General features: G+C 61.0%; 23 protein-coding genes. 4 read left to right on the forward strand and 19 right to left on the reverse strand.

Features of this window, described 5'->3' with window-relative positions; genetic code table 11:
• Positions 1 to 170: 170 nt before the first annotated feature.
• The 4 genes from QMX88_RS20915 to QMX88_RS20930 form a co-directional block, all read right to left on the reverse strand.
• Positions 171 to 1172, reverse strand: a complete 1002-nt coding sequence (locus tag QMX88_RS20915) for a sulfate ABC transporter substrate-binding protein (protein ID WP_282372130.1) — start codon at positions 1170 to 1172, stop codon at positions 171 to 173.
• Positions 1173 to 1306: 134 nt separating this feature from the next.
• Positions 1307 to 2173 (reverse strand): ion transporter, encoded by an 867-nt coding sequence (locus QMX88_RS20920; protein ID WP_192174175.1) that lies wholly within the window; start codon positions 2171 to 2173, stop codon positions 1307 to 1309.
• Between the two features lie 45 nt (positions 2174 to 2218).
• Positions 2219 to 3100, reverse strand: coding sequence for an urea transporter (locus QMX88_RS20925; protein ID WP_282372131.1), 882 nt, complete (start codon positions 3098 to 3100; stop codon positions 2219 to 2221).
• A gap of 300 nt (positions 3101 to 3400) precedes the next feature.
• On the reverse strand, positions 3401 to 5032 hold the full coding sequence (locus QMX88_RS20930) for a methyl-accepting chemotaxis protein (protein ID WP_282372132.1): 1632 nt from the start codon (positions 5030 to 5032) through the stop codon (positions 3401 to 3403).
• A gap of 542 nt (positions 5033 to 5574) precedes the next feature.
• Here QMX88_RS20930 and QMX88_RS20935 point away from each other — a divergent pair.
• A complete protein-coding gene (locus QMX88_RS20935; RefSeq protein WP_192174178.1) occupies positions 5575 to 5973 on the forward strand; it encodes a response regulator in 399 nt (132 codons plus the stop codon).
• A 3-nt stretch (positions 5974 to 5976) separates the two neighbouring features.
• On the opposite strand, the gene QMX88_RS20940 is transcribed toward QMX88_RS20935, so the two are convergent.
• Positions 5977 to 6585, reverse strand: coding sequence for a TetR/AcrR family transcriptional regulator (locus QMX88_RS20940; protein WP_192174179.1), 609 nt, complete (start codon positions 6583 to 6585; stop codon positions 5977 to 5979).
• Between the two features lie 239 nt (positions 6586 to 6824).
• Between QMX88_RS20940 and QMX88_RS20945 the strand changes: the two genes are divergently transcribed.
• Complete coding sequence (locus QMX88_RS20945) at positions 6825 to 7049, forward strand: hypothetical protein (RefSeq protein WP_065988731.1); 225 nt, start codon at positions 6825 to 6827, stop codon at positions 7047 to 7049.
• Positions 7050 to 7160: 111 nt separating this feature from the next.
• Here QMX88_RS20945 and QMX88_RS20950 read toward each other — a convergent pair whose 3' ends face one another.
• The 8 genes from QMX88_RS20950 to puuE all read right to left on the reverse strand — a co-directional run bounded on the left by QMX88_RS20950 (position 7161) and on the right by puuE (position 15293).
• Positions 7161 to 7919, reverse strand: a complete 759-nt coding sequence (locus QMX88_RS20950) for a COG4705 family protein (protein ID WP_192174180.1) — start codon at positions 7917 to 7919, stop codon at positions 7161 to 7163.
• 210 nt (positions 7920 to 8129) lie between these two features.
• Positions 8130 to 8918, reverse strand: coding sequence for an outer membrane protein OmpK (locus QMX88_RS20955; RefSeq protein ID WP_282372136.1), 789 nt, complete (start codon positions 8916 to 8918; stop codon positions 8130 to 8132).
• Positions 8919 to 9276: 358 nt separating this feature from the next.
• Entirely contained in the window at positions 9277 to 10632 is a 1356-nt protein-coding gene (locus QMX88_RS20960) for a nucleobase:cation symporter-2 family protein (RefSeq protein ID WP_282372137.1), read from the reverse strand.
• Positions 10633 to 10773: 141 nt separating this feature from the next.
• Complete coding sequence (locus tag QMX88_RS20965) at positions 10774 to 12108, reverse strand: urate hydroxylase PuuD (RefSeq protein ID WP_282372139.1); 1335 nt, start codon at positions 12106 to 12108, stop codon at positions 10774 to 10776.
• 48 nt (positions 12109 to 12156) lie between these two features.
• Positions 12157 to 12660, reverse strand: a complete 504-nt coding sequence (locus tag QMX88_RS20970) for an ureidoglycolate lyase (RefSeq protein WP_192174184.1) — start codon at positions 12658 to 12660, stop codon at positions 12157 to 12159.
• 157 nt (positions 12661 to 12817) lie between these two features.
• Positions 12818 to 13813: an allantoicase gene (gene alc / locus QMX88_RS20975; protein WP_282372141.1), complete on the reverse strand. Its 996-nt coding sequence runs from the start codon at positions 13811 to 13813 to the stop codon at positions 12818 to 12820.
• A 41-nt stretch (positions 13814 to 13854) separates the two neighbouring features.
• Entirely contained in the window at positions 13855 to 14370 is a 516-nt protein-coding gene (uraD, locus tag QMX88_RS20980; protein WP_282372143.1) for a 2-oxo-4-hydroxy-4-carboxy-5-ureidoimidazoline decarboxylase, read from the reverse strand.
• Positions 14367 to 15293 carry an allantoinase PuuE gene (puuE, locus tag QMX88_RS20985; RefSeq protein WP_282372144.1) on the reverse strand — a complete coding sequence of 309 codons (927 nt, stop codon included), beginning with the start codon at positions 15291 to 15293 and terminating at the stop codon, positions 14367 to 14369. The genes uraD and puuE overlap by 4 nt, the downstream gene beginning before the upstream one ends.
• Before the next feature lie 398 nt (positions 15294 to 15691).
• Between puuE and uraH the strand changes: the two genes are divergently transcribed.
• Entirely contained in the window at positions 15692 to 16045 is a 354-nt protein-coding gene (gene uraH / locus QMX88_RS20990) for a hydroxyisourate hydrolase (protein ID WP_282372146.1), read from the forward strand.
• 100 nt (positions 16046 to 16145) lie between these two features.
• Here the strand turns inward: uraH and QMX88_RS20995 are convergent, their stop codons facing one another.
• Both QMX88_RS20995 and QMX88_RS21000 read right to left on the reverse strand, forming a co-directional pair.
• Complete coding sequence (locus QMX88_RS20995; RefSeq protein ID WP_122537313.1) at positions 16146 to 16772, reverse strand: LysE family translocator; 627 nt, start codon at positions 16770 to 16772, stop codon at positions 16146 to 16148.
• Positions 16773 to 16882: 110 nt separating this feature from the next.
• A complete protein-coding gene (locus QMX88_RS21000) occupies positions 16883 to 18229 on the reverse strand; it encodes an NCS2 family permease (protein WP_282372148.1) in 1347 nt (448 codons plus the stop codon).
• Positions 18230 to 18587: 358 nt separating this feature from the next.
• On the opposite strand from QMX88_RS21000, the gene QMX88_RS21005 reads away from it, so the two are divergent.
• On the forward strand, positions 18588 to 19352 hold the full coding sequence (locus QMX88_RS21005; RefSeq protein ID WP_192174191.1) for a GntR family transcriptional regulator: 765 nt from the start codon (positions 18588 to 18590) through the stop codon (positions 19350 to 19352).
• An 834-nt stretch (positions 19353 to 20186) separates the two neighbouring features.
• Here QMX88_RS21005 and guaD read toward each other — a convergent pair.
• The 4 genes from guaD to xdhA all read right to left on the reverse strand — a co-directional run bounded on the left by guaD (position 20187) and on the right by xdhA (position 26367).
• Entirely contained in the window at positions 20187 to 21503 is a 1317-nt protein-coding gene (gene guaD / locus QMX88_RS21010; RefSeq protein WP_282372149.1) for a guanine deaminase, read from the reverse strand.
• Between the two features lie 24 nt (positions 21504 to 21527).
• Positions 21528 to 22367: a xanthine dehydrogenase accessory protein XdhC gene (xdhC, locus tag QMX88_RS21015; RefSeq protein ID WP_282372150.1), complete on the reverse strand. Its 840-nt coding sequence runs from the start codon at positions 22365 to 22367 to the stop codon at positions 21528 to 21530.
• A 129-nt stretch (positions 22368 to 22496) separates the two neighbouring features.
• Positions 22497 to 24905: a xanthine dehydrogenase molybdopterin binding subunit gene (xdhB, locus tag QMX88_RS21020; protein ID WP_282372151.1), complete on the reverse strand. Its 2409-nt coding sequence runs from the start codon at positions 24903 to 24905 to the stop codon at positions 22497 to 22499.
• Positions 24898 to 26367: a xanthine dehydrogenase small subunit gene (gene xdhA, locus QMX88_RS21025; RefSeq protein ID WP_282372152.1), complete on the reverse strand. Its 1470-nt coding sequence runs from the start codon at positions 26365 to 26367 to the stop codon at positions 24898 to 24900. Before xdhA ends, xdhB begins: the two co-directional genes overlap by 8 nt.
• Between the last annotated feature and the right edge of the window lie 269 nt (positions 26368 to 26636).

Genomic DNA, 26636 nt, shown 5'->3' on the forward strand with positions numbered 1-26636 from the left:
GGAGTGAGCTTGCTCGCGAATGCGATCTGTCTGTGGCTTACGGGTTGTCTGGCTCACTGCATTCGCGAGCAAGCTCGCTCCCACACGTTCTGCATTCCCCTGTGAATCACCGGTCAAGCCAAACAAAAACGGCGACCTCTTCAGGTCGCCGTTTTCGCATCGTCTGTTGCTTACTTGCCCGGATAGATCTGATCAAACACGCCGCCGTCATTGAAGTGAGTTTTCTGCACGGTGCGCCAGTCGCCGAAGGTTTTTTCCACTGACAGGAAGTCCACTTTCGGGAAGCGGTCGGTGTATTTGGCCAGCACTGCGGGGTCCCGTGGACGCAGGTAGTTGGCGGCCGCGATTTCCTGGCCTTCTGGCGACCATAGGTACTTCAGGTATTCCTCGGCCACCGCGCGGGTGCCTTTCTTGTCGACCACTTTGTCCACGACGCTGACGGGCGGTTCGGCTTCGGCGGAGACGCTCGGGTAGACCACTTCGAACTGATCACGACCAAACTCGCGGGCGATCATTTCCGCCTCGTTTTCGAAAGTCACTAGCACGTCGCCGATGTGGTTGGTCATGAACGTAGTGGTCGCGCCACGGCCGCCGGTGTCGAGCACGGGTACGTGGCTGAACAGCTCGCCGACGAATTTCTTCGCCGCTGCTTCATCGCCGCCGTTTTTCAGCGTATAGCCCCACGCCGAGAGGTAGGTGTAGCGGCCGTTGCCCGAGGTTTTCGGGTTCGGCACCACGACTTCAACGCCATCCTTGACCAGGTCTGGCCAGTCCTTCAGCGCCTTCGGGTTGCCCTTGCGCACGATGAACACCGTGGCCGAGGTGAACGGCGCGCTGTTGTTCGGCAGGCGGGTGACCCAGTCCTTCGTCACCAGCTCGCCGTTGTCGGCCAGCGCATTGATGTCAGTGGCCATGTTCATGGTGATGACATCGGCAGGCAAGCCATCGATCACCGACCGCGCCTGCTTGCTCGACCCGCCGAAGGACATCTGAATCGTCGCGTTTTCTTTGTGCTCGGCTTCCCAGTGCTTCTGGAACGCAGCGTTGTAGTCCTTGTAGAAGTCGCGCATCACGTCATACGACACGTTCAGCAGCGACGGCGCGGCGGCCTGTGCAGCGCTGCCCAGAGCCAGTCCTGCGGCGAGCAGGGAAGCGGCGAAGATCTTTTTCACTGTGGATTCCTTGTGGCGTTGAGCAGAGGGCGTTTAGTGATTCGCTCTTGGAAGAGCCGTTGTTATAATCAGGCGAGATGGCCAATGGCTGGCGACTATAACCAAAGTCCCCAGCGGCTCAATAGATCAAAAACTCATGTGCTTATGTCCCGTTGCGCATCCGCCGGTGCGGCCATCGCGCCGAGCTTGGGAAACAGCGCATTGCCGCAGCGCGAACAGAACGCCGCGTTGGGTTCATGGGCGTTCTTGGCGCAGACCGGGCAGTCGTGCTGCAGCTGATCGCCGCGCATGGCATTGGCCAGTTCAGCGGTGAAAATCCCGGTGGGCACGGCGATGATCGAGTAACCGGTGATCATCACCAGCGACGACAGAATCTGCCCGATCGGCGTTTTCGGCACAATGTCGCCAAAGCCCACCGTGGTCAGGGTGACGATCGCCCAATAGATGCCCTTGGGAATGCTGGTGAAGCCGTGCTCCGGCCCTTCGACGACGTACATCAGCGTGCCGAACACCGTCACCAGCGTCGACACGGTGGCGAGAAACACAATGATCTTCTGCTTGCTGCCACGCAGGGCGGCGAGCAGGTAGTTGGCCTGTTTCAGATAAGGGCTGAGCTTGAGCACGCGGAAGATCCGCAGCATCCGAACCACGCGCACGATCAGCAGGTACTGCGCGTCGCTGTAATAGATCGCCAGAATGCCCGGCACGATCGCCAGCAAATCGATCAGGCCGTAGAAGCTGAAGGCGTACTTGAGGGGTTTGGGCGAGCAGTACAGGCGCAGCAGGTACTCGACCGCGAAGATGAAGGTGAAGGTCCACTCGATCCAGGCCAGGGGCGCAGCGTAGTTGCGGTGAACGGCCTCGATGCTGTCGATGATCGCCACGAGCAGGCTGCAGAGAATGAGCACCAGCAGGATCTTGTCGAAGCGTCGGCCGGGTTTGGTGTCACTTTGAAAAATGATGATGCGTAGCTGTTCGCGCCAGCTGATGTTGCTGTCCATGGGGTCGTTCCGCGTGCAAGGTCGGCAGAGCGTGGGACAAAGCGCTCAGGAGCGCAACCTGTCATCACCGATAGCCTGACGCAGCAGCCGGGCGCTGGCCTGCACCAGCCAGCAGGCCAGAATGAACGGGGCGGTGAGCGTCGCCAGCCCCATGGCTGCAAACCCCGGCTGCAACAGAATCGACAGCGCAATGGCGCTCGCCGGTAACCAGGGTTTGTGCCGCGCCTGACTGAAGGCCAGCCCGGCCAGCGCCGGGTTGTAGCCGCACAGAGCGGGCAGTGGCAAGTCAGGCTGCGACTGCCACAGCACGAAGGTGACGCCGCTGAGGCAACCGACAAAGGCCCAGAGCGCGGCGCGCCGATTGGCGATCAGCAGCCCGACACCGATCATCACCCCGGCCAGCGGATGATCGAGCAGAAAGACCTGACCAAAACCCAGCGGCAGCGCGTGGATCGGACTTACGTCTGCGACAGCGACTGAAGTCGGCCCGACAAACATCAATAACAACCATCCAAACAGCACGAAGGGCGCGGTGTAGGCGTTGAGGCACGTGGCGCGAGGCGTGCGTTCCAGCCAGGCGTGCATGAGCATCGCGCTCAACCCGCCGCAGGCAATGATCAGCAGCGGCACCAGTGGTGACCATTCGACCTGAGAGCCGACCAACAGCCCGAGCAAAATGCCGTTGTAGCTGTAGAGCCCGGATTGGCGCCTGCTTTTCGGGTAGCCGCGCCGTTGCGCCGTGAGCAAACCCGCGACGGCACCCAGCAGCGCGTCGCCCAGGGAGGAGGGGGCGCTGATCAGAATCGCCAACAGACAGAAAACCCCGCAGAGGGCGCTGCGTTGCAGGAGCACCTGACTGAAACCGTTGAGCAGGGCTTCGGCCCAGTCAGGGCAATGGTGGGGAGATGGGGCGAGGAGGGCCGGCATGTCTGTATTCAATAATTGTATTTATTGTATACATAATGGCTTGAGGTACGTAGTTCAGCAAGGCTGTAAGCGAGATACATTCTCTCATCGCCACTCCAGCTGACACACCGTATATTTCTGTGGGACCGGCTTCAGCCGGGAAAGCCTCAGGCGTCACACCGCAAAATTGAGGGTGCCCAGGCCGGCCCCTTCCCGGCTAAAGCCAGTCCTACGGAAACACCGCGTACCCCTGTGGGACCGGCTTTAGCCGGGAAAGCGCCAGTCGTTACACCGCAAATCTTATGGGGCTCAATCTGGTTGTTACACCCGAAACTGCCGCAACAACCCATTCAGCTGTTCACTCAACCCTTTGAGCTGATTGCTCGCCGCGCTGGACTGTTCGGCCGCCACCGCCGTGCTCTGGGACAGCTGCGCCGCCTGGGTGACGTTCTGGTTGATGTCTTCCACCACGTGGGATTGCTCGAGGGTCGCACTGGCGATGGAGGCGTTCAGGCCGTTGAGGTTGCGCAGCGCCTGGCTGATCGACGTCAGGCTCTGGCCGGCCAGGTTGGCCTGCTCGATGGTCAGCTGCGAAGAACGACTGCTGTCGGCGATGACTTTCACCGCCGCATCCGAATGGGCTTGCAGGCGCTCGATCATCGCCTGGATTTCCGCCGTGGATTTCTGCGTGCGCTGGGCAAGCAGGCGGACTTCGTCTGCGACGACGGCGAAGCCACGGCCCTGATCACCGGCGCGGGCGGCTTCGATGGCGGCGTTGAGCGCGAGCAGGTTGGTCTGCTCGGCAATCGAACTGATCACCTCCAGCACGCCGCCGATCTGCGTGCTTTCGCTGGCCAGCGTGCGAATCACTTCCACGGCCTGATCGATGGTGCCGGACAGGTGCCCGATCTGCTTCAGGCTGCTGTCGATGTTGGCCTGACCCTGCTGCGCCTGGGATTCGGCGTTGCGCATCTCGCTGGCGGCGTGCTCGGCGTTTTTTGCCACGTCCTGCACGCCATAAGTGACCTCATTGACCGCCGTGGCCACCTGCTCCATCTGCAGCGACTGCTGCTGGCTGCGTTCCTGAGCCTGAATGGCGTTGCTGCCCAGCTCACTCGACGCCTGACCCAGGCCGACCGCAGACGACTGCAGCTCACTGACCACCCGCCGCAGCTTGGCGGTGAACGCATTGAAGTGCCGGGCCAGTTGCGTGACTTCGTCGTTGCCCTGGGTTTCCAGAGTGCGGGTCAGGTCGCTTTCGCCGCTGGCGATATTGGCCATCGCCTCGACAGTGGCCTTGAGCGGGCCGGCGATGCTGCGCGCGATGAGAATCAACAGCAGCGCCATGACCAGAATGATGCCGGCACTGATCGACAGCGCCTTGACCACCTGCTTGTAGAACTCGGCCTGCACGTCATCGATGTAAACGCCCGAGCCGATGATCCAGCCCCACGGCGCGAACAGCGAGATGTACGAGGTCTTGCCGACCGCATCAGTGGCGCCGGGCTTGGGCCAGCGGTAGTTGACCATACCCCCGCCTTTGGCCTTGGCCAGGGTGACCATCTCGTTGAAGACCTGAAAGCCGTCCGGGTCTTTGATGCCGGACAGGTCCTGGCCTACCAGCTTGGGATTGGCCGGGTGCATGATCATCACCGGGCGCAGGTCGTTGATCCAGAAATAGTCGGTCTGGTTGTAGCGCAGCCCGCGAATGGCATCCATCGCCTGCTGTTGGGCCTGCTCGCGGGTCAGGGTGCCGGCGGTTTCCAGGCCATGGTAGTAATCGAGCAGGCCGCTGGCGGTCTGCACCACGTGCATGGTCTTGACGGTTTTGGCTTCGTACAGATCGTCGTGGATCTGTTTGAGCATCGCCGCCGCCAGCGTGAACAGCATCACCACGGCGACGATGAGAATCAGCCACAACCGCCGGCTGATCGAAAGATTGCGCATATTCATGATCGTCACTCCGCTTCTTTTTTCTTCTTGTTCGGCCAAGCCGCTCTATAACCGCTTGCACGACAGCCCATTGACCCGCATCCCTCAGCGGAGGGAAGCCATGGTGTCATTAAGCATCTCGGCCTGACCGGTATAAACCTGAGTGTGGGCGCAGGTCACTGACACAGGTATAGCCAAAGGCTTACACGACCTGAGGAACTTGGCTCTAGGTTGAAACACATCCTCGCGGTACATTGGATCCATCAACTGCAGCAACGGACCGCTGCAGGATCAAGGACGATCGACCGTTGCCAGGCATTGGCGGCCAACAGGAAGTTGGACGGTGTTGCACAAACCCGCTTCGGCGGGTTTTTTATTGCCTGCGATTCCGCAAAGTCCCGTTTGTACGGTTTCATTTCCAGAATCTGCACATCGTTTCGACCAAATGTTGCTTCCCAATGGAATTTCCGGCGCTCGCGCCGCTCACAGTACGGACTACACCCGAGTCCAGGACAGGGCCGGCCGGGCAGGCATGGGAAATAATTATTGTGGATGTGGCGCAAATGGCAGCAGACGTACCAAACATGGGACTCATTCTGGTGGTTGAGGACGAGGAGATCATTCGCGAGTTCGTTTGCGAAATCCTCGAGGATGAAGGCTTTACCACCCATGCGCTGGAGACTGCAGACGAGGCGGCGAAGTACCTCGAAAGCAACTCGGGCGACGTGGCGCTCCTCCTGACCGATATTCTCATGCCGGGCACCTTGAACGGTGCGGACCTTGCGAACCTGTCGAGCAACAAGTATCCGCAGATCCCGATCCTGATCATGTCAGGTCACGAGACACCCGAGAGCTCGGGTGTCGTACATCCAGTCGTGTTCATCCGCAAGCCCTGGAGTTTCGGCCAGCTCTTGCAAGGTGTGAACAGGGCCTTGGGCTACGACAAGGAAGAAAGCCAGTGACCTTCAGCGGTCAGGCTCACACCCTTTGAGCACCAGGCGGATGATGGTCTGGGCGGCCGCTTCGTAATCAGCGTCGTCCAGGGTCGCTTTACCCGTCACCGTGGAAATCTGCCAGTCGAAGTCGGCGTAGGTCTGGGTCGCGGCCCAGATGCTGAACATCAGATGATGGGGGTCGATCGGGGCGATTAGACCGTCATCGATCCAGCCCTGAATACATTCGATGTTATGCCGGGCCTGTCCATTCAGTTGCTCAACCTGCTCGGGCGTCAAATGCGGCGCGCCGTGCATGATCTCGCTGGCGAACACCTTTGAAGCGAAGGGCAGCTCGCGGGAGATGCGGATCTTCGAGCGGATGTAGCTCGTCAGCACTTCAGCCGGCACACCCTCGCGATTGAACGGCGTCGACGCCTGCATGATCGGCTCGATGATGCTTTCGAGCACCTCGCGATACAGATTGTCCTTGGACTTGAAGTAGTAATAGACGTTGGGCTTGGGCACACCCGCCTTGGCGGCGATGTCACTGGTCTTGCTGGCGGCGAATCCCTTATCGGCAAATTCTTCGCTGGCTGCGCGCAGGATCAGTTCTTTGTTGCGCTCGCGGATGCTGCTCATAAACCGGTATGTCCTTGCCTGCTCGGCGGTGGCGAATGTTAGCACCGGCCTCGCAGCAGGCTCAACATTGCCTCGGCTGCGCAACAACATCCCCTTTGTCCACCGGCTTTGTCACTGGCGCGACGGCGCGCCAATGCTATTGTGTGGCGGGTTGTACCGGGAGCAGTAGCGGAATGGCAGCAACAAAACTGGCGCCTTATCAAGGCTGAACGCGTATTCGGTGGCGAGGTGTCGGCAGCATGAACAGCCCATTGTTTTCCAGCGTCGTTGCGTATGCCCAGCATTGCGAGCGTCAGCTGGTGGAAATCCTGCACCGCCGGCCGACGCTCGACCGGCAGCAGGTCATGACCTGGGTCGACGAGCAGAGTCATGCGATGAAAGACCGTGATCCCCTCGACCTGCTGCGCTCGCTGAACGCGAGGGTGCGAGCGGGCAAGCCGCTGCCGTGGGAAGGGCATTCCTGAGGGGGGGACCCTGGCCGCGTTTGCCTGAGCCCGTTGAACCTCAGCCTGTGTAGCGAGGGTTGAAGTGCTTCGGTCCCAGGCAAGCGCGCCTTACTTCGGTGGAGCGTGTCCTTACTTGTCGCTGATTACCGCATAGGCCGGCGCGGGCTTGCGGTTGTAATACATGGCGGCGCCCACCAGCAGCACCAGAATGCCCAGCAGTACCATCGACGAACCCACCGTCCCGAAGTCCAGGCCGCCTTTTTCATGGGGTTTGGTCAACACGTCGCCCAACGTCGCCCCGAACGGGCGAGTCAGCACGAAGGCGATCCAGAACAACGCCACCGAAGACAACCGTGTGGTGTAGTGAAGCACCACGACCACGGCAATCGCCGAGCCGATCAGCAACGCCCCGCCCATGAAACCCAATCCCGAGTCATCCGCCAGGAAGTCGCCCAGCGCCGTGCCCAGGGTGTTCGAGAACAGGATGGCGAACCAGTAGAACAGCTCGGCTTTAAGCGTGGTGACGCGGCTGACTGACAACGACCGTTCGCTCCAGTACCAGGCCGAGAAGATCGCCAGCAGGATCGCCACCAGAATGGCCGAACCCGCTGCATAACCGAGGCCCAGCGTACGGTCCATGAAGTCGGACATGGTGGTGCCCGCGGTGCTGGTGGAAAGAATCACCAACCAGTACAGCGCCGGGTTATAGCGTTTGGAGGCCAGTTGCGTGATGAGCGTGACGACAAACACGCTGATCAAGATAAGGGAACTGATCAGATAGCCAACGTCGAGGGTCATCGACAGCAAGTCACCTGCTGTTTCGCCTAACGTGGTGGCACAGATCTTCATGACCCAGAACGCGAGCGTAATCTGTGGAAGTTTGTTCATTGTGGTTACCGGGTGGTTCAGACAGGGAGGTTCGAGTGTCTGCCCGACAGTGGCCGACGGTGCCTATCTTCCCGGAGCGGAAGTTAAAAATCGGTCACATGAAAATGAAAAGCGCATTAATTGCCCGGAGCGCAAGGCCCCAGGCATTCTGCAGTGGACGCCTGATGGCAACGGCCTGCGAAGGCGCTCGCCAGCACCGTCCCGAAGCGATCAGAAGAACACTTTCACCAGCAAACTCGCGGTGTTCTGGTCCGTGTCGAAAGAGCGCGTGTCGTTGATCCCGTACTTGTTGCTCCAATAGTCGTACTCGACGCCTACGTACAACTGCCGGTCCGGAAGATTGAGCGCCTTGCCCAGGTCGTATTTGATCTGCGGGTTGAAGTGCAGGTTGGAGTGGTAATCGCCTTTGCTGTTGGACTGTTTGTTGTCCACGACCCAGTCCATGAAACCGTCGATAAGAATGTCCGACTTGCCCACTGGAATGGTGTAGGACCAGACCGGGGTGATCTGCCAGGCGCCGTAACCGGCGCGGTGGCCGTCGTTGTAACGCTTGTAGAAGTTCAGCTGGAAGTAATCGAAGCCGGGGATCTTCAAATCAAAACCCGGGCCGATGAGATACGACTCGACATCGCCTTCGCCAAACTCGTAAGTGGTTGCCAGCAACACGTCGGTGACAGGGCCGAACTCGAATTTCTGATCGAAGATCTTGCCCATCGACAGGCGCGGGGAAATCTCCCCGTACGTCGAGGCGTTACCCAGGCTGCCGTCTTTCTTGCCGTTGTAGTTGATGTAATCGAGGAAGACGAAGTTATCGCCGTATTTCCAGCCATCGGCATGTTCGTAGGTGAACGTCTGCTGGTTTTCAGGGTTCACGGCGAAGTTCTTGCCGTAGAGGTAAGTCAGGCTGTTGCTCTGCCACTGCATCAGATCACCCGACATGGCCGGCGCGGCGGCAAGCAGGCTACTTGCGGCCATCAGGCTGGAAAGCGTGCGGTTCATGTAAATACTCCCTTGGATTGACGTCGTGGTTTTTTGCGAACGGACGCTCTGTTATGGCGCCTTGGTTTTAATCGATTAAGTTGTCTGTTTGGTCAGCTTCGAGTTGATAGCAAGAGCTGAGCCAACACCTTGAAAAAAGACTAAAAAGCCCCGCCGGCTGTTTAAAGAACAGTCGATTGGTCGATTTATCGATGCCGTTTGGAAGATGCACGGGCTGATCGGAGAGTTGTCCGGTCAGTCAGGTTAGTTGCAGTGTTGTTATTGGACTGAATTCGAGCGGCGGCGGAGGATACTGACTCGCGCAGTCGTGCTCAAGTGCTCTGTGACAGAGCACTCCCGTCGAAAACAGGGCAACCCCTCAATGTGAATGCAGCGGTCCGGCCATCGCCGCGCGCTCGGCACCGCCGAGGACATTGAACAGCAGGTTCAGCAACACCGCGCTCAGTGTCGCCATGGCGATGCCGCTGTGGGTGATCGGCCCCATCCACTGCGGTAACTGGCTGAAGAACTCCGGTCGCACCACGGGTATCAGGCCCATGCCGATGCTCACCGCGACCAGCAGCTGGTTGCGCCGGTCGGAGATGTCCGCTTCCTGAAGGATCTTGATCCCGGTGGCGGCGACCATGCCGAACATCGCGATGGCCGCGCCGCCCAGTACGGCAGGTGGAATCGAGGCCACCAGATACGCCGCTTTCGGCAACAGGCTGAGCACGATGAGAAACCCGCCCGCGACGATGGTCACCGAGCGGCAGCGCACGCCGGTCATCTGCACCAGGCCGATGTTCTGCGCAAACGAGGAATGGGTGAAGGTGTTGAGAAAACCCGCGAGAAACGAGGCGGCCGCGTCGCACAACAGGCCCCGGCGCAGCATGCCGGGGGTGACTTCGCGGTCGGTGATCTTGCCCAGCGCGAGGAACATCCCCGTCGATTCGACAAAAATGATCACCACCACCAGGCACATCGACAGGATCGGCGCGAGGCTGAATTGCGGCAGGCCGAAGTGCAGGGGCGTGACCACCTTCAGCCATTCGGCCTGACCCAGACCACTGAGGTCAACCATGCCGATGAAGCCGGAGAGGATGTAGCCCAGGCCCATGCCGATCAGCACCGAGATGTTGACCCAGAACCCGCGCATGAAGCGGTTGATCAGCAGGATGGTCAGCAACACCAGCGCGGCGACACCGAGGTAAACCGGGTCGCCGAAGCTCACCGCCTTGCTGCCGCCGCCCGCCCAGTTGACCGCCACCGGGAACAGCGACAGGCCGATGGAGGTGATCACGGTGCCGGTCACCAGCGGCGGGAAGAAGCGCACGATTTTCGACATGAACGGCGCGATCAGCATGCCGAAGAAGCCCGCTGCGATGGTCGCGCCGAAGATGCCCCGCAGGCCGACCCCGCTCATTCCAGCCATCGCCACCATGCTGCCGACGGCGGCGAAGCTGGCGCCCATCATGATCGGCATGCGAATCCCCAGCGGACCGATGCCCAGGGATTGCACCACCGTGGCGATACCGGCGACCAGCAGGTCGGCGTTGATCAGAAAGGCGATTTCTTCCCGGGAAAGCCCGGCGGCCTGGCCGATGATCAGCGGCACCGCAACGGCACCGCCGTACATCAACAGGACGTGTTGCAGGCCCACCAGAATCAGTTGCAGCAGTGGCAGGGGCTGTCGTGGCGGCGCGGCAGGGATGCGCGCGTGAGTTGACTCGGACATGCAACACCTCATTTGTTCTTATTTTGGGGTTGAAGCTTTGAATCGGTGGAAGCAGCGAGCTTCAAACGGCAAGCCCCAAGCTAAAGCCAATCGCGTACTGCTTCTAGCTTGTGGCTTGCAGCTTGCTACTTGCAGCTGACTTCAGTTCGTCTGCGCCCCCTTATCAATCCATTGCCCCAGCAGGTCACGTTCCTGTTGGGTCATCTGGGTGATATTGCCCAGCGGCATGATCTGCGCGGTCACCGCCTGGGCCTGAATGCGCGGGGCCAGTTGCTGGATCTGTTGCGGCGTATCGAACATGATCCCGGCTGGCGCACTGCTGAACAGCGGGCTGGTGGGTTTGGCAGAGTGGCAGACGGTGCAGCGTTCCTGAATCACGCTGTGGACCTTCTCGAAATCCACGCCGCCGCTGCTGGCTTGCGCCGGTTGGGCTGCGGCCTCCGGGGTAGGGGCCGGGGCGGCGGCAGGGGCTGGCGCTGGTGCGACCTCAGGCTTCGGCTCGTCGGCGCGATGGCCACCGATGGCCGTGCCCGGCAGTGGCTGATACTGGATTTTCTCCGCCACGTCCGGGCCGCGAGATGTTTGCGCGGGGCCAGTGACGTAGGCCAGGCACATCATTCCCAATGCCCCGACCGGCAAGGCCCAAGCGTATTTGTGGCTGTTGTGACGGGTGTTGAAGAAGTGACGGACCAGCACCGCACACACCGCGATCCCCGCCAGAATCAGCCAGTTGTACTGACTGCCATAGGTGCTCGGGAAGTGGTTGCTGATCATGATGAACAGCACCGGCAGGGTGAAGTAGTTGTTGTGCCGTGAGCGCAGCAGGCCTTTGGCCGGCAGCGACGGGTCCGGCGTGCGGTTTTCGGCGATGGCGGCAACCAGCGCGCGCTGGGCCGGCATGATGATGCGCAGCACGTTGCCCACCATGATCGTGCCGATGATTGCACCCGTGTGCAGGTAAGCCGCTCGCCCACTGAACACCTGGCTGAAGCCGAAGCAGGCCGCGATGATCAGCACGAACAGCACCAGGCCCAGCAGGGCAGGGCGCTTGCCCAGCGGCGAATCGCAGAGGATGTCGTAGATCGTCCAGCTGGCGATCAATGAGCCCACGCCGATGGCGATGCCTGCGCCGCCGCTCAGCGTGCTGCCGGGTGCCAGCAGGTAAAGGGTAGGGTTGGAATAGAACACGATGCACAGCAGCGCGATGCCCGACATCCAGGTCCAGTAGGCTTCCCATTTGAACCAGTGCAGGTCGTCCGGCATGGTCGGCGGGGCCAGTTTGTACTTTTCCAGGTGGTAGATACCGCCGCCGTGAATCGCCCAGAGGTCGCCCGACAGACCGTCACGGGGGTTGGCGCGGTTGAGGTTGTTCTCCAGCCAGACGAAATAAAAGGACGCGCCGATCCAGGCGATCCCGACGATCATGTGAATCCAGCGCACGCCCAGATTCAGCCATTCCATCAGATGTGCAGCCACAGTCTTTACCCTTTGCCTTCCACCGCTTAACGGGTGGTCAGACCCTTCTTATAGTTGGGGATCGAGAACCATCTTCTGACTCTCTTCGAAGAAATGCTCATCGCAGTTATTGCCACTGCCACTGCGATCAACCACCAGGAAGTCATCCCGCTTTTCGATCGTCAGCACCGGGTGGTGCCAGACGCCGCGATGGTAATTAACACCCTGCCTGCCATTGGTGATGAAGGCGCGGGTCAACTCGGGTTCAGGTGCATCGCCAAGTGGCGCGACCACGACCAGAAAAGGATGGCCGAGCAGCGGAATGAAGGCCTGGCTGCCCAGCGGATGGCGCTCCAGCATGCTGATGGTCAACGGCATCTCCAGCGCCTCTGCGCGGAAGATGCTGATGATCGCCTTGTCGTCCGGCGTGGCCGTTTCAACCTCGGCCAGACGGTGAAAGCGCATGGTCGAGCCGTTATTGATCATGAAATGATCGCTGCCGTCGGTTTCGATGACCTCGCCGAAAGGGGCGAAGGCTGCCTTGGTCAACGGCTCGATGATCAGTGTGCGCATGCGGGGTCTTCTTTCTCGAAATTCGTAAATGGTGATCGTTCCCACGCTCCGCGTGGGAATGCATCCCCTGACGCTCTGCGTCACCCTGGACGCGGAGCGTCCGCAAAGGGGTTACCACGCGGAGCGTGGGAACCATCAGTCATCAGAGGCCAAGCGTTTATTTCGCAACCTTGCCCAACACCCGCAACCGGCTCACGCCGCCATCCGGGAACACGTTCAGGCGGATATGGGTGATCGGCCCGAGTGCCTTGATCTGCTCGACGAAGGTGTGTTCGGCGTGCATTTCCAGCTTCTGGCTCGGCAGCAGTTCGCGCCAGAACAGGCTCTGGGTTTCGATCTGGCTGTCGGTGCCGCCTTTGACGAAGGCTGCCTGAATCGAGCAGCTGTCCGGGTAGTTGCCCTTGAAGTGCAGGGTGTCGACGACGATCTGCTCGACCTCGCCCGCATGCCCCAACGCCACGATCACCCAGTCATTGCCAGGCGTACGGCGACGTGCAGTTTCCCAGCCGTCGCCCATGTTCACGCCACGGCCCGGGTTGAGGATGTTGCTCATGCGCCCGAAATGCTCGTCGGAGCAGGCCAGCGCACGACCGCCATTCAGCGCGGCGGCGAGATCGATCTGCTCGTTGTCACCCACCGCCGACCAGTCCCGATGGGGCACGCCATACACCCGCAGACGCGCCACGCCGCCGTCCGGGTAGATGTTGAAACGCAAATGGCTGTAAGCCTTGGCGTCACCGATCTCGTGGTAATGGTGGCTGTCGCCCTTGAGCTCCACGGCCGGCAACACTTCCGTCCACACGGTGTGTTCGTCCGGCTCGCCCGACGCCAGGAAGCACGCTTCCAGCGAGGCCGAGGGCGGGTAGTTGCCGGTGAAGAACGAGGTGTCGATGTCCACGCCCTTGATCGAACCGGCAACGCCCAGACGGATCACTGCACTGTCGTAACCTTCGAAGCGCTTGCGGCGCGACTCCCAGCCGTCCATCCACTTGCCGTTGTCGTCGAACACGCCTTCTTTCCAGACCGCAGGGGTCGGCTGGAACAGGCGGTTGGCATCGGCGAACCAGTCATCGGTGACGGAAAGGATCTTCGTCCCCAGACGCGCATCGGCCAGGTTGACGAACTTCTCGAAGGGTGCGGCGTAAGCTTTCATTCTTTTTGTCTGCCTTTGATAGTGGGCGTGGGAAAGGTCGGTCAGAGGGCTTGCAGGCGGAACATCGCGATCTTGTTGATCTCGGCGAGGGCGCAGGCGAACTCGGCGTCGGCCGTGTTGTGAATGCGCGTCTCGAAGGCCGCGAGGATCTGATGCCGGTTGCTGCCTTTCACCGCCATGATGAAGGGGAACGCGAACTTCGCTTTGTAGGCGTCGTTCAGCTCGGTGAAGCGCTGGAACTCTTCGGCCGTGCATTGGTGGATACCGGCGCCAGCCTGTTCAGAGGTACTGGCTTCGGTCAGTTGGCCTTGCACGGCGGCTTTGCCGGCAAGGTCCGGGTGAGCGTTGATCAGCGCCAGTTGCGCGGCGTGATCGGCACTCAACAGGATGTCGCTCATGCGTGCATGCAGCGTCTCGATATCATCGAGCTCATGCCGCTGGCCCAGGTCATAAGCCTGTTCGGCGACCCAGGGCGAGTGTTCGTAGATGTCGGCGAACGCCTGGACGAATTCGTCGCGGCTGAGGGAAGAGGGCGTCAGGGTCTGAAAGCGGCTCATTCGGCGGCTCCATTGAAGGGGTGTACCTGATGCCAGTGCCGCGCGATCTCCACCCGGCGCGCAAACCAGACCTGCTCGTGGCCTTTGACGTATTCAAGGAAACGCTGCAGCGCGGCCAGCCTGGCAGGGCGACCAATCAAGCGGCAGTGCAGGCCGATTGAAAGCATTTTCGGCGCCTCGGCCCCTTCGGCGTAGAGCACGTCGAAGGCGTCTTTCAGGTAATCGAAAAAGTCGTCGCCCTTGTTGAAACCCTGCACCTGGGTGAAGCGCATGTCGTTGGTGTCCAGGGTGTAGGGGATCACCAGATGCGGCTTGCCGGTGGGGGTGTTCGGCTCCCAGTACGGCAGGTCGTCGTCGTAGGTGTCGCAGTCGTAGAGAAAACCGCCTTCTTCCATCACCAGCCGCCGGGTGTTGGGGCCGGTGCGCCCGGTGTACCAGCCCAGCGGACGTTCGCCGGTGAGTTCGGTGAGGATGCGGATCGCTTCGAGCATGTGCTCGCGTTCCTGGGCCTCGTCCATGTTCTGGTAGTCGATCCAGCGATAGCCGTGGCTGCAGATCTCATGGCCCGCGTCGACCATGGCGCGGATCACGTCCGGATGACGCTGGGCGGCCATGGCCACCGCGAAGATCGTCAGCGGAATGTCGAATTGCTTGAACAGCTTGAGCACGCGCCACACGCCGGCCCGGCTGCCGTATTCGTAGAGCGATTCCATGCTCATGTTGCGCTGGCCCTGCAGCGGTTGCGCGGCGACCATTTCGGAAAGGAACGCTTCGGACTCCTTGTCGCCATGGAGAATATTGCGCTCGCCGCCTTCCTCGTAATTGAGCACAAATGACAGCGCGATACGGGCATTGCCTGGCCAGCGGGGGTGGGGCGGGTTACTGCCGTAACCGATCAGGTCGCGTGGGTAGTCGGCGCTCACTGCAATCTTCCTTATCTAGCCTGTGTTCTGTGGCGGTGGTCGTCAGGGCGATGCATCAAGGTGCCGTGACGGTCGCTGCGATGGTGAGATTGTATACAACTTTATTTACAACGTGTAACCCTGTTTTTTCACGTCCCGCCACTCTCGGCCTCATGGGATCACTGTGCAAGAAACCTGCCTGAGTGGTCAGATATGGCGCTTGTCATCGCGTATTCATCTGCCTTGCGCCGCTATCCGGGGCATGGGGCCGCGGCGGGTGACCAGTGAAAATTTAGGTGATTTTAATTGTGTACAATCTGCGCTTAAACTGTCTTAATCCTGCTCATGTCTTACCGCTGATGCCCTTTTCGGGTGCAGGCCATCTCTTAATCTCTTACTGAATGAGGCAACGACACGCCATGGGACGACTCACCACTCACGTGCTGGACGCTGCACATGGCTGCCCCGGCAGCTCCATCCGCGTTGCGCTTTATCGGGTCGATGGCGACCGGCTGGAGAAAGTCGCTGAAGCAGTGACCAACAGCGACGGCCGCTGCGACGCCCCGCTTTTGCAGGGCGATGACTACCAGTCTGGCGTCTATCAATTGCAGTTTCAGGCCGGTGAATACTTTCGCGGCAAAGGCGTGCAATCCGGCGAGCACGGGTTTCTCGATGAGGTGGTGCTGCGCTTCGGCATCGACGCCGGGCAAGACCACTACCACGTGCCACTGCTGATTTCGCCCTACAGCTACTCGACGTATCGCGGCAGCTAGATCGCTGCCGCTTGTTGCTCCCCGCGTTCCTCTTGCCCGCCCATACTGCGGGCTTTTTTTTGCCCCTGGTTTTTGCGCCGAGTGTTTGGCTGTTAAGACGTCAGCGGCTGATCAGCGCAACGGTGCCCGCAGTGCCGAACAGACCGGCGCTGATGCGGTTGAACCAGGTCTGGCCCTTGCCGGTGCGCAGATAGCGGGCCGCGCCCTGGGCGCTGAGGCCGTAGAACAATTTGCAGCTCAGGTCGAGGACGGTCCAGGTGATGATCATGGTGATCAACTGGCCGAAAAACGGCTCATCGGCCTTGAGAAACTGCGGCAGAAAGGCGGCGAAAAACAGGATGTCTTTCGGGTTGCTGCCGCCCAGCACAAAGGCGCGCCAGAACAGTGAGCCGAAGGCGGGTTTGCTGGCGGCCTCGGGCACTTCGGCGGCAACGGCGGGCCGGCGCGACTGTTTCCAGCTTTGCCAGGCCAGGTAAAACAGGTACAGACCGCCGACGATTTTCAAGGCGCTGAACAACTGCTCGGACGCCAACAACAAGGCGCCCAGTCCCAGGGCCGAAGCGCTGAGCAGGCAGATCGATGCGCAGACGCCGCCGAGGAAGGCGGGGTAGGAGCGCAGCAGGCCGTAATTCAGGCTGTTGCCGATCATCAGCAGCGACAGCGGCCCCGGAATCAGAATGACCACCAATGCCGCCCCGCTGAACAGCAGCCAGGTTTCCAGTGTCATGGGGTGTTCTCCTTGTTTATCTGAAAGCAGAAACGCCGCGGGCTGCGCGGCGCTTCCGGTCATGTACGGTGACGACTGCCATCCATCAGCAGTGCGGCGGCCGGAAAGCGTTACAAAAACACGAACTTGGCGATGAAGATCGCGCACAGCACCCACAGGCTGATGGAGATTTCCCGATGGCGGCCGGTGCCGGCTTTCAGCACCACGTAGGTGATGAACCCCAGCGCGATCCCGTCTGCGACCGAAAAGGTCAGCGGCATCATGATCGCGGTGACGATCGCCGGAATGCTGTCGGTGGCTTCGTCCCAGTCGATGTGCGCCATGCCACCCATCATCAGCATCGCCACGTAAATCAATGCACCTGCGGTCGCGTAAGCGGGAATCATGCCAGCCAGCGGGGCGAAGAACATCGCCGCCACGAACAGCACGCCCACGGTCACGGCGGTCAGACCAGTCCGACCCCCGGCCGCCACGCCCGAGGCGCTTTCCACGTAGCTGGTGACCGGCGGCACACCGACCATCGCACCGAACACGCTGGACGCGCTGTCCGCCTTCAACGCCCGCGAGAGGTTCTCGATGCGGCCGTCTTCGCGCACCAAACCGGCGCGCTGTGCCACACCCATGAGCGTGCCGGCCGTGTCGAACATGTGCACGAACAGAAACGCCAGCACCACGCTGATCATGCTGACATTGAACACGCCGGCCAGGTCCATCGCCATCCAGGTCGGCGCCAGGCTCGGCGGCGTGGAGAAAATGCCGTTGTAGTGCACCAGCCCCAGGCCCCAGCCGGCCAGCGTTACCGTGATGATGCTGATGAGGATCGCGCCGAAGACCCGGTGATAGCTGAGCACGGCAATCATCAGAAAGCAGATGGCGGCGAGCAGCGGACCGGGCTCGCGCAACGAGCCGAGCTTGATCAGCGTCGCCGGGCTGTCGACCACGATGCCGGCGGTCTTCAGGCCGATCAGCCCGAGAAACAGCCCGACCCCCGCGCCCATGGCGTAACGCAGGCTGACCGGGATGCTGTTGAGCAGCCATTCGCGGATGCGTGAGAGGGTCAGGAACATGAAGATCACGCCCGAAACGAATACCGCGCCCAGCGCTGTCTCCCAGCTGTAGCCCATGGTGCCGACCACGGTGTAGGTAAAGAATGCGTTCAGGCCCATCCCCGGCGCCAGGCCCACCGGCCAGTTGGCGTACAGCCCCATCAGCAGGCAACCCAGCGCAGCGGCGATGCAGGTCGCGACAAACGCCGCGCCGTGATCGATGCCGGCGTCGGCCATGATGTTGGGGTTGACGAAGATGATGTAGGCCATGGTGATGAAGGTCGTGAGCCCTGCCAGCAGCTCGGTTCGGACGGTCGTGCCGTGCAGGCTGAGCTTGAACAGGCGTTCGAGCAGGCCTTTGCGCGGCAGCGTGAGATCCAGCGGCGTGGCTTCGGTTTTGCGACTTTCCACAGTGAAATCCTCGGGACGTTTTTGTTGTTATGACAAAGCCGGTTGCGGGCTCCGGGAGGCGTATGGACCTGTCAGGCTGATTTGTTGACTGAAAGGTCAGAAACGTGCACGAAGGGATTATGCTTTTGTATACAAATAATGCAAATAATGTTTTCGATCCTGTGCGGAATATTTAGCGGATTGTGTGCATAACGCCCCGTCATTTCGGGGCCTGTGCAGACTTTGCCGGCTGTGTACAATGCGCCATTACTTTTACTGTGACTTTGCCGGGATATCTGCTATTGGTTGCTCCAACAGTGGTCATACCCGCCCTGATCACGGCAAGGCCCCGCGCCGGATTCTGTTACCACGAGTGCCCATGAACGATCAGTTGCAACCCCTCAAGAAACATTCACGCACGGCCAAGTCCGGCCGCAGCGGCACCCAGGACGACATCGTCTACGCCCACATTTTCGAGGCGATCCTCGAACAGCGTCTGGCGCCCGGCACCAAGCTGAGCGAAGAAGCCCTCGGTGAAATCTTCGGCGTCAGCCGCACCATCATTCGTCGCGCCCTCTCGCGACTGGCCCACGAAGGCGTGGTGTTGCTGCGTCCGAATCGCGGCGCGGTGGTGGCCAGCCCGAGCGTCGAAGAGGCACGACAGGTGTTCTTCGCCCGGCGTCTGGTGGAGAAGGCGATCACGGAACTGGCGGTCGAGCACGCCACGGCGGAACAGCTCAGTGAGCTGCGCCAGATGGTCAGCGACGAGCGCGACAGCTTTTCGAAAGGGGATCGAGGGGCGGGGATTCGTCTGTCGGGGGAATTCCATCTGAAACTGGCGGAAGCGGCGAAGAACGCCCCGCTGATCAGCTTTCAGCGCAGCCTGGTCTCGCAGACTTCGCTGATCATCGCCCAGTACGAAAGCGGCAACCGCTCGCACTGCTCGTACGATGAACACACCCAACTGATCGACGCCATCGAAGCCCGCGACGCAACCCTGGCGGTGAACCTGATGATGCATCACATGGATCACATCGACAGCAAGCTCAACCTCGACGAAGACAGCGCCTCCGACGACCTCCATGCGGTGTTCTCGCACCTGATGCTGCCGAAGAAAAAAGCAGGGCGCAGCACCGCGGTCTAAACGGGGGAGTGGCCAGGGTGGCGCTCCAACTTGCGCACGAATGGGGTGGGTCAGCCACACCCAGGCTGACTGACAGAACGCCTTCGCGAGCAAGCTCGCTCCCACAAATTCTGTGCTGACGCCGATAACTCTGGTCGAACCGGGGACCTGTGGGAGTGAGCTTGCTCACGAATGGGGTGAGTAAGAAACATCCAGGCTGACTGACAGAATGCTTTCGCGAGCAAGGTGGAGCGCCACCCCGGTCGCTCCCACACATTCTGTGCTGACGCCGATAACTCTGGTCGAACCGGGGACCTGTGGGAGTGAGCTTGCTCACGAATGCGGTGCGTTGGCCTCATCCAGGCTGACTGACAGAATGCTTTCGCGAGCAAGCTCACTCCCACAAATTCTGTGCTGACTTCGGTAACTCTGGTCGGACCTGGGACCTGTGGGACTGAGCTTGCTCACGAATGCGGTGTGTCGGCCACATCCAGGCTGACTGACTGAACGCTTTCGCGAGCAAGGTGGAGCGCCACCCCGGTCGCTCCCACAAATTCTGTGCTGACGCCGATAACTCTGGTCGGACCGGGGACCTGTGGGACTGAGTTTGCTCACGAATGCTGCGGCACAGCGGGAAGATTTAGGTTGGATGTACCTCAGTCTTCGCGAGCAAGGTGGAGCGCCACCCCGGTCGCTCCTACAGTTTCCAGCTGTCATCGAAAATCCGCGTCGAGCGCAGATCTCCTGTAGGAGCAATCGGAGGTTACGACGGTCGCGAAGCGGCGGGCCTGTGACATCAACGCCGGCTGACACACTGCATTGCGGGCAAGCGCTCCTACCGTTTGCGGCATAGCCTCAACGCTTATGCACCAACACCCCCGCCGAATACGTTTCGCTGACGGTGCGGTCATCCCCCAGGGTCATCAACACAAACAGCTGCTCTTCAATGCTCGTCGCCTGACTCATGCGGTAGGACAGCAGCGGGGTGGCGTTGAAATCCAGCACCACGAAGTCCGCCTCGCTGCCCGGCTGCAGGTTGCCGATCTTGTCTTCCAGCCGCAGCGCCCGTGCGCCGCCCAGCGTTGCGAGATACAGCGATTTGAACGGGCTCAACTTGGCGCCTTGCAACTGCATGACCTTGTACGCCTCGTTCAGCGTGTGCAGCAGCGAGAAACTGGTGCCAGCGCCGACGTCTGTTCCGAGTCCTACGTTGACCTTGTGCTTTTCGGCCATCGGCAAGTTGAACAGCCCGCTGCCGAGGAAGAAGTTGGACGTCGGGCAGAAGGCGATGGCGGACCCGGTTTCCGCCAGGCGCTCACATTCCTGGTCGCACAGGTGCACGCCGTGGGCAAACACCGAGCGCTCGCCGAGCAGGTTGAAATGGTCGTACACGTCCAGGTAATTCTTGCGCTCCGGGAACAGCGCCTTGACCCACTCAACCTCCTTCAGGTTTTCACTGATGTGGGTCTGCATGTACAGGTCGGGGTACTCGGTCAGCAACTGCCCGGCGAGGGTCAATTGTTCGGGCGTGCTGGTCGGTGCGAAGCGTGGGGTGACGGCGTAATGCAGGCGGCCCTTGCCGTGCCAGCGCTCGATCAGCGCCTTGCTGTCGACGTAGCTGGATTCGGCGGTGTCCACCAGATAATCCGGGGCGTTGCGGTCCATCATCACCTTGCCGGCGATCAGACGCAGATTGAGCTTCTCGGCGGCACTGAACAGCGCCTCCACCGACTCCTTGTGCCGACTGCCGAACACCAGTGCGGTGGTGGTGCCGTTGCGCAGTAATTCCTTGAGAAAGATGTCAGCCACCTGCGCCGAATGCTCGGGGTCTTCGAACTGCTTCTCGCAGGGAAAGACGTAAGTATTCAGCCAGTCGAGCAACTGCTCGCCGTAGGACCCGACCATGCCGGTCTGTGGCAAATGAATGTGGGTGTCGATGAAACCGGCGGTGATCAGCGCGTCCTGATAAGTGACGATTTCGATGTCGTCGGCAAGCGTGCCCAACAGGTCTTCGGCAGTGCCGAGGGCGAGGATCTTGCCGTTTTCCACCAGCATCAGGCCGTCTTCGAAATACTCATACGACGCTTCCACTGCCACGTCGGCAGGGTCGGCGATGCTGTGAATGATGGCGGCGCGGTAGGCTTTTTTGGCAGTGCTGATATCTGTGGTCATGTCAGTTGATCGTTCTTCCGGGATTCATTGGGCCTGGCTGCGGCGGGACACCGGCAGCAGCTTGGCGACAGGTTCGGCGGTGGTGCTCTGCTCGCCGAAATGAGCGTTGTAGGTGGCGATCACTTCGCCGGCGATGGACACGGCGATTTCCATGGGCAGTTTGCCTTTGACCTCGGTCAGGCCCATGGGGCAACGCATGCGCTGCACCACAGCGGCGTCGAAGCCACGATCACGCAGGCGATGCTCGAACTTCACGCGCTTGGTTTTCGAGCCGATCAGGCCGAAATAGCTGAAGTCGCCGCGCTTGAGAATCGCGGCGGCCAGCTCAAGGTCCAGCTGATGATTGTGGGTCATGACGATGCAATAGCTGCCAGCCGGGAGGTTGTCGACTTCTTCGATGACGTCCTCGCTGAGGATCTGCGTTACGCCTTCCGGCAACTGCGCGGGAAATTCGGCCTTGCGGGAATCGATCCAGCGCACGCGGCAGGGCAGGCTGGAGAGCAGCGGCACCAGCGCCCGACCGACGTGGCCGGCGCCGAACACGGCGATGTGCGCCTGGGGCTGGCCCATGGGTTCGAACAGCAACACGTTCACGCCGCCGCAGCACTGACCCAGGCTGGCGCCGAGGCTGAAGCGCTCCAGGCGGGTTTGCTGGCTGCCGCTGGCGAGCATCTCCCGGGCGATTTCCATGGCCTTGTATTCCAGATGCCCGCCGCCGATGGTGTCGAAGATCCTCGCGGCGCTGACGACCATTTTCGAGCCGGCGTTGCGCGGCGTCGAGCCACGCTCCTCGATGATGGTCACCAGTACGCATGCCTCGCCCTGATGCTGCAAGTCGGCGAGGGCGCTGATCCAGTTATTCATGTGATTTCTCCTGACCAAAACGTCGATCGTTCCCACGCTCTGCGTGGCCACGGACCCTCTGACGCTCCGCGTCGCTTAATCGACGCGGAGCGTCTCGGGCTGCATTCCCACGCGGAGCGTGGGGACGATCTACACCGGCGAACCCACCAGCTCATGGGCAACACCTTCTGATGCCTGCGTCGCGACCCGCAACGCCCGCATCTGTTCACACCCCCACAACACCCGCTCCGGGGTCGCCGGTGCGTCGATCTTCGGCTGGTGCCGGTAATCGCCCAGGCTCGCCACCGCGTCCTTGATTGCGCACCACGTGGCGATGCCCAGCATGAACGGCGGCTCACCCACGGCTTTGGAATGAAACACCGTGTCTTCGGGGTTCTTGCGGTTCTCCACCAGCTTCACCCGCAGGTCCGCCGGCATGTCGGCCACGGCCGGAATCTTGTAGCCCGCCGGGCCGTTGGTCATCAGCTTGCCTTTGTCGTTCCAGACCAGTTCCTCGGTGGTCAGCCAGCCCATCCCTTGAATGTAGCCGCCCTCGACCTGACCGATGTCGATGGCTGGATTCAGGGAGGCGCCGACGTCATGAAGAATGTCCGTGCGCAGCATTTTGTACTCGCCGGTCAGGGTATCGACCAGCACTTCGGTGCAGGCCGCGCCGAAGGCAAAGTAATAGAACGGCCGGCCGCGCGCCTGGCTGCGGTCGTAGAAAATTTTCGGCGTCTTGTAATAGCCGGTGCTCGACAGCGACACCTGGCCCATCCATGCCTGCTGCGCCAAGGTGTCGAAGCTGATGACCTGCTCGCCGACGCGGACGTGGCCGTTGCGGAACTCGACCCGCGATTCATCGCACTGGTAATGCTTGGCTGCGAATTCCACCAGCCGCTGCTTGAGGATTTCCGCGGCATTCTGCGCAGCCTTGCCGTTCAGGTCGGCGCCGCTGGACGCTGCGGTTGGCGACGTGTTCGGCACCTTATCGGTGTTGGTCGCGGTGATCTGCACGCGGTCGATGTCGACCTGAAACACCTCGGCCACCACCTGCGCGACTTTAACGTTCAGGCCCTGGCCCATCTCGGTGCCGCCGTGATTGAGATGGATGCTGCCGTCGGTGTAGATGTGAATCAGCGCGCCGGCCTGATTGAGGAAGCTGGCGGTGAAGGAAATGCCGAATTTCACCGGGGTCAGCGCCAGGCCTTTCTTCAGAATCGGGCTGTTGGCGTTGTAGGCCTTGATCGCTTTGCGCCGCTCGGCGTAGTCACTGCTTTCCTCCAGCTCCGCGGTCATTTCTTCGAGCATGTTGTGCTCGACGGTCTGGTAGTAGTGGGTGACGTTGCGCTCGGTCTTGCCGTAATAGTTGGCCTTGCGCACCGCCAGCGGGTCCTTGCCCAAGTGCCGGGCGATGGCGTCCATCACCTCTTCGATGGCGACCATCCCCTGGGGGCCGCCGAAGCCGCGGTAGGCCGTGTTCGACGCGGTGTTGGTCTTGCAGCGATGGCCGTTGATCGTGGCGTCGCCCAGGTAATACGAATTGTCGGCGTGAAACATCGCCCGGTCGACGATGGACGCCGACAGGTCCGGTGAATAACCGCAGTTGCCCGCCAGCTCCAGCTGAATGCCGTGCAGGCGCCCGTCGTTGTCAAAGCCCACGTCGTACTCGACGTAAAACGGGTGCCGCTTGCCGGTCATGATCATGTCTTCCATGCGCGGCAGGCGCATCTTGGTCGGCTGGCCGGTCAGGCGCGCAACCACCGCGCACAGGCACGCGGGGCTCGCGGCCTGGGTTTCCTTGCCGCCAAAGCCGCCGCCCATGCGGCGCATGTCGACGACGATCTTGTTCATCGACACGTCCAGCACTTCGGCAACGAGCTTCTGCACCTCGGTCGGGTTCTGCGTCGAGCAGTAAACGATCATGCCGCCGTCTTCCGTGGGCATGACCGACGAAATCTGCGTCTCCAGGTAAAAGTGCTCCTGACCGCCGATGTGCAGCGTGCCCTGAATCCGGTGGGGAGCGGAGGCCAGCGCCGTCGCCGAATCACCGCGCTGGTGCGTGTGGCTGTCGAGCACGAAGTGCTTGTTGCGGTAGGCCTGAACCACATCGAGCACGGGTTCCAAGTCTTCGTATTCGATGATTGCGGCCATCGCCGCCTTGCGTGCGGTTTCCAGATCCCGCGCGGCCACGGCAATCACCGGCTGACCGACGAACTCGACCGTGTCGATGGCCAGCAACGGATCGCCGGGTAGCAGCGGGCCGATGTCCTTGAGGCCCGGAATGTCTTCGTGGGTGATGGCGATGCGCACGCCGTCGAAGGCGTAGCAGGGCGACACGTCGACGCGGACGATGCGCGCGTGGGCACGGTCGGACAGCCGCGCATACACGTGCAGCTGATTGGGGAATTCGAGGCGGTCGTCGATGTAGATCGCTTCGCCGGAAACGTGCTTGTCAGCACTGTCGTGTTTCACGCTGCGGCCGACGCCGGTGGTCAGGTCCTGCTGAAACAGGGCGACCATTTCTTCCTGGGACCTGGCTGAATGATGATTAGACATAAGCTGTCACCCGCGTCTGGATGTGAGGCGTTTGCACTTCAATGAAGTATTTGCGCAGCAGGTTCTGCGCGCTGAGCAGGCGGTATTCCTTGCTCGCGCGGAAGTCCGTCAGCGGGGTGAAATCCTCGGCCAGTGCGGCGCAGGCGCGCTCGATGGTGGCCGACGTCCACGGCTGGCCGATCAGTGCCTGCTCGCAATGGGCCGCACGTTTGGGGATCGCCGCCATGCCGCCGAACGCCGCGCGGGCGTCAACGATGGCGCCGTTTTCGATGTGCACGCGGAACGCGGCGCAGACCGCCGAGATGTCGTCGTCCAGCCGTTTGGACACTTTGTACGCGCGAAACGTCTGCCGGGGGTTGGCGCGGGGCACGATGATGCGCTCGATGAATTCGCTTTCCTGACGCACGGTCACGCGGTAATCGATGAAGTAATCCTCCAACGCCAAGGTGCGGGTTTGTTCGCCCTTGCGCAGCACGATCTTCGCGCCCAGTGCGATGAGAAGGGGCGGGGAGTCGCCAATCGGAGAGGCGTTGCCGATGTTGCCGCCGAGGGTGCCCTGATTGCGGATCTGCAGCGATGCAAAACGGTGCAGCAATTCACCGAAATCCGGGTACTCGCGGCTCAAAGCTTCGTAGCAATCGGTGAGGGCGGTCGCCGCGCCGATCTCGATGCGGTCTTCGAAGTGCTCGATCTTCTTCATCGCCGCGACGTTGCCGACGTAGATCATCACCGGCAGCGGGCGATGGAATTGCGTCACTTCAAGCGCCAGGTCGGTGCCGCCGGCCAGCAGCCGGGCTTGCGGGTAGGCATCGTAGAGATCCGCCAGATCGGCGACGGTCAGCGGCACCAGGCAACGCTTGTCGCCGCTGTTCAGCTCGCCGGTTTGCGTCGGCGCGATGGCCTTCAGGCGCGCGATGGTCTGAGCCTTCAAGGCATCGAACTGGTCCGCTGGCGGTTGACTGCAGCTTTGCTCGGCCGCCGCGAGGATCGGTCGATAACCGGTACAGCGGCACAGATTGCCAGCCAGGGCTTCGTGGGCCTGAGCATGTTTTGTTTCAGCGGACGCGGACTCGGCACTGTTCTTTTGCAGCGCGAACAGCGACATCACAAAACCCGGCGTACAGAAACCGCACTGGGAACCGTGGCAGTCGACCATCGCCTGCTGAACGCTGTGCAAGCGGCCCTGATGCTTGAGGTCTTCGACGCTGATCAATTGCTTGCCGTGCAGCGAGGCCACGAAGGTCAGGCACGAATTGAGGCTGCGATAACTCAGCTGCTCCCGGCCCGCCGCGTCAGTGGTCAGCTCGCCGACGACCACGGTACACGCGCCGCAATCGCCGCTGGCGCAGCCTTCTTTGGTGCCGGACTTATGCAGGTGCTCGCGCAGGTAGTTGAGCACCGTCACATTGGGGTCCAGAGCCTGTTCGGTTTTCAGCTCTTGGTTCAGGAGAAACTGGATCACGGGTCGCGCCTCGTTCTTGTCGTTAATAAGCACTGGTCACAGCTGCCGGCGGATGGGTCATCGAACATGTCGATGAATCTATCAGCTCTGACTATCGGGTCAATTAATTTCTGACTCAAAGGTCAAGAAATTCATTATTTCGAGAAATGGCCGATAACCCACCTGACGATAACGTCTAACGACTGAGTGCCTGTGATCAGAAACATGTCCGTGTTTCTGCTTAATTCGTGCCAGTTTCCACAGTATGGCCCTGCGCCACAGACCTGCAG

This window comes from Pseudomonas sp. PS02290, from assembly GCF_029960075.1.
Classification (GTDB): domain Bacteria; phylum Pseudomonadota; class Gammaproteobacteria; order Pseudomonadales; family Pseudomonadaceae; genus Aquipseudomonas.

Excerpts from the sequence above, each read along its gene's own strand:
- QMX88_RS20920 (WP_192174175.1), bottom strand. The coding sequence starts at position 2,173 with ATGGACAGCAACATCAGCTGGCGCGAACAGCTACGCATCATCATTTTT.
- QMX88_RS20925 (WP_282372131.1), bottom strand. The coding sequence starts at position 3,100 with ATGCCGGCCCTCCTCGCCCCATCTCCCCACCATTGCCCTGACTGGGCC.
- QMX88_RS20930 (WP_282372132.1), bottom strand. The coding sequence starts at position 5,032 with ATGAATATGCGCAATCTTTCGATCAGCCGGCGGTTGTGGCTGATTCTC.
- QMX88_RS20935 (WP_192174178.1), top strand. The coding sequence starts at position 5,575 with ATGGCAGCAGACGTACCAAACATGGGACTCATTCTGGTGGTTGAGGAC.
- QMX88_RS20940 (WP_192174179.1), bottom strand. The coding sequence starts at position 6,585 with ATGAGCAGCATCCGCGAGCGCAACAAAGAACTGATCCTGCGCGCAGCC.
- QMX88_RS20945 (WP_065988731.1), top strand. The coding sequence starts at position 6,825 with ATGAACAGCCCATTGTTTTCCAGCGTCGTTGCGTATGCCCAGCATTGC.
- QMX88_RS20950 (WP_192174180.1), bottom strand. The coding sequence starts at position 7,919 with ATGAACAAACTTCCACAGATTACGCTCGCGTTCTGGGTCATGAAGATC.
- QMX88_RS20955 (WP_282372136.1), bottom strand. The coding sequence starts at position 8,918 with ATGAACCGCACGCTTTCCAGCCTGATGGCCGCAAGTAGCCTGCTTGCC.
- QMX88_RS20960 (WP_282372137.1), bottom strand. The coding sequence starts at position 10,632 with ATGTCCGAGTCAACTCACGCGCGCATCCCTGCCGCGCCGCCACGACAG.
- QMX88_RS20970 (WP_192174184.1), bottom strand. The coding sequence starts at position 12,660 with ATGCGCACACTGATCATCGAGCCGTTGACCAAGGCAGCCTTCGCCCCT.
- alc (WP_282372141.1), bottom strand. The coding sequence starts at position 13,813 with ATGAAAGCTTACGCCGCACCCTTCGAGAAGTTCGTCAACCTGGCCGAT.
- uraD (WP_282372143.1), bottom strand. The coding sequence starts at position 14,370 with ATGAGCCGCTTTCAGACCCTGACGCCCTCTTCCCTCAGCCGCGACGAA.
- uraH (WP_282372146.1), top strand. The coding sequence starts at position 15,692 with ATGGGACGACTCACCACTCACGTGCTGGACGCTGCACATGGCTGCCCC.
- QMX88_RS20995 (WP_122537313.1), bottom strand. The coding sequence starts at position 16,772 with ATGACACTGGAAACCTGGCTGCTGTTCAGCGGGGCGGCATTGGTGGTC.
- QMX88_RS21005 (WP_192174191.1), top strand. The coding sequence starts at position 18,588 with ATGAACGATCAGTTGCAACCCCTCAAGAAACATTCACGCACGGCCAAG.
- guaD (WP_282372149.1), bottom strand. The coding sequence starts at position 21,503 with ATGACCACAGATATCAGCACTGCCAAAAAAGCCTACCGCGCCGCCATC.
- xdhC (WP_282372150.1), bottom strand. The coding sequence starts at position 22,367 with ATGAATAACTGGATCAGCGCCCTCGCCGACTTGCAGCATCAGGGCGAG.
- xdhB (WP_282372151.1), bottom strand. The coding sequence starts at position 24,905 with ATGTCTAATCATCATTCAGCCAGGTCCCAGGAAGAAATGGTCGCCCTG.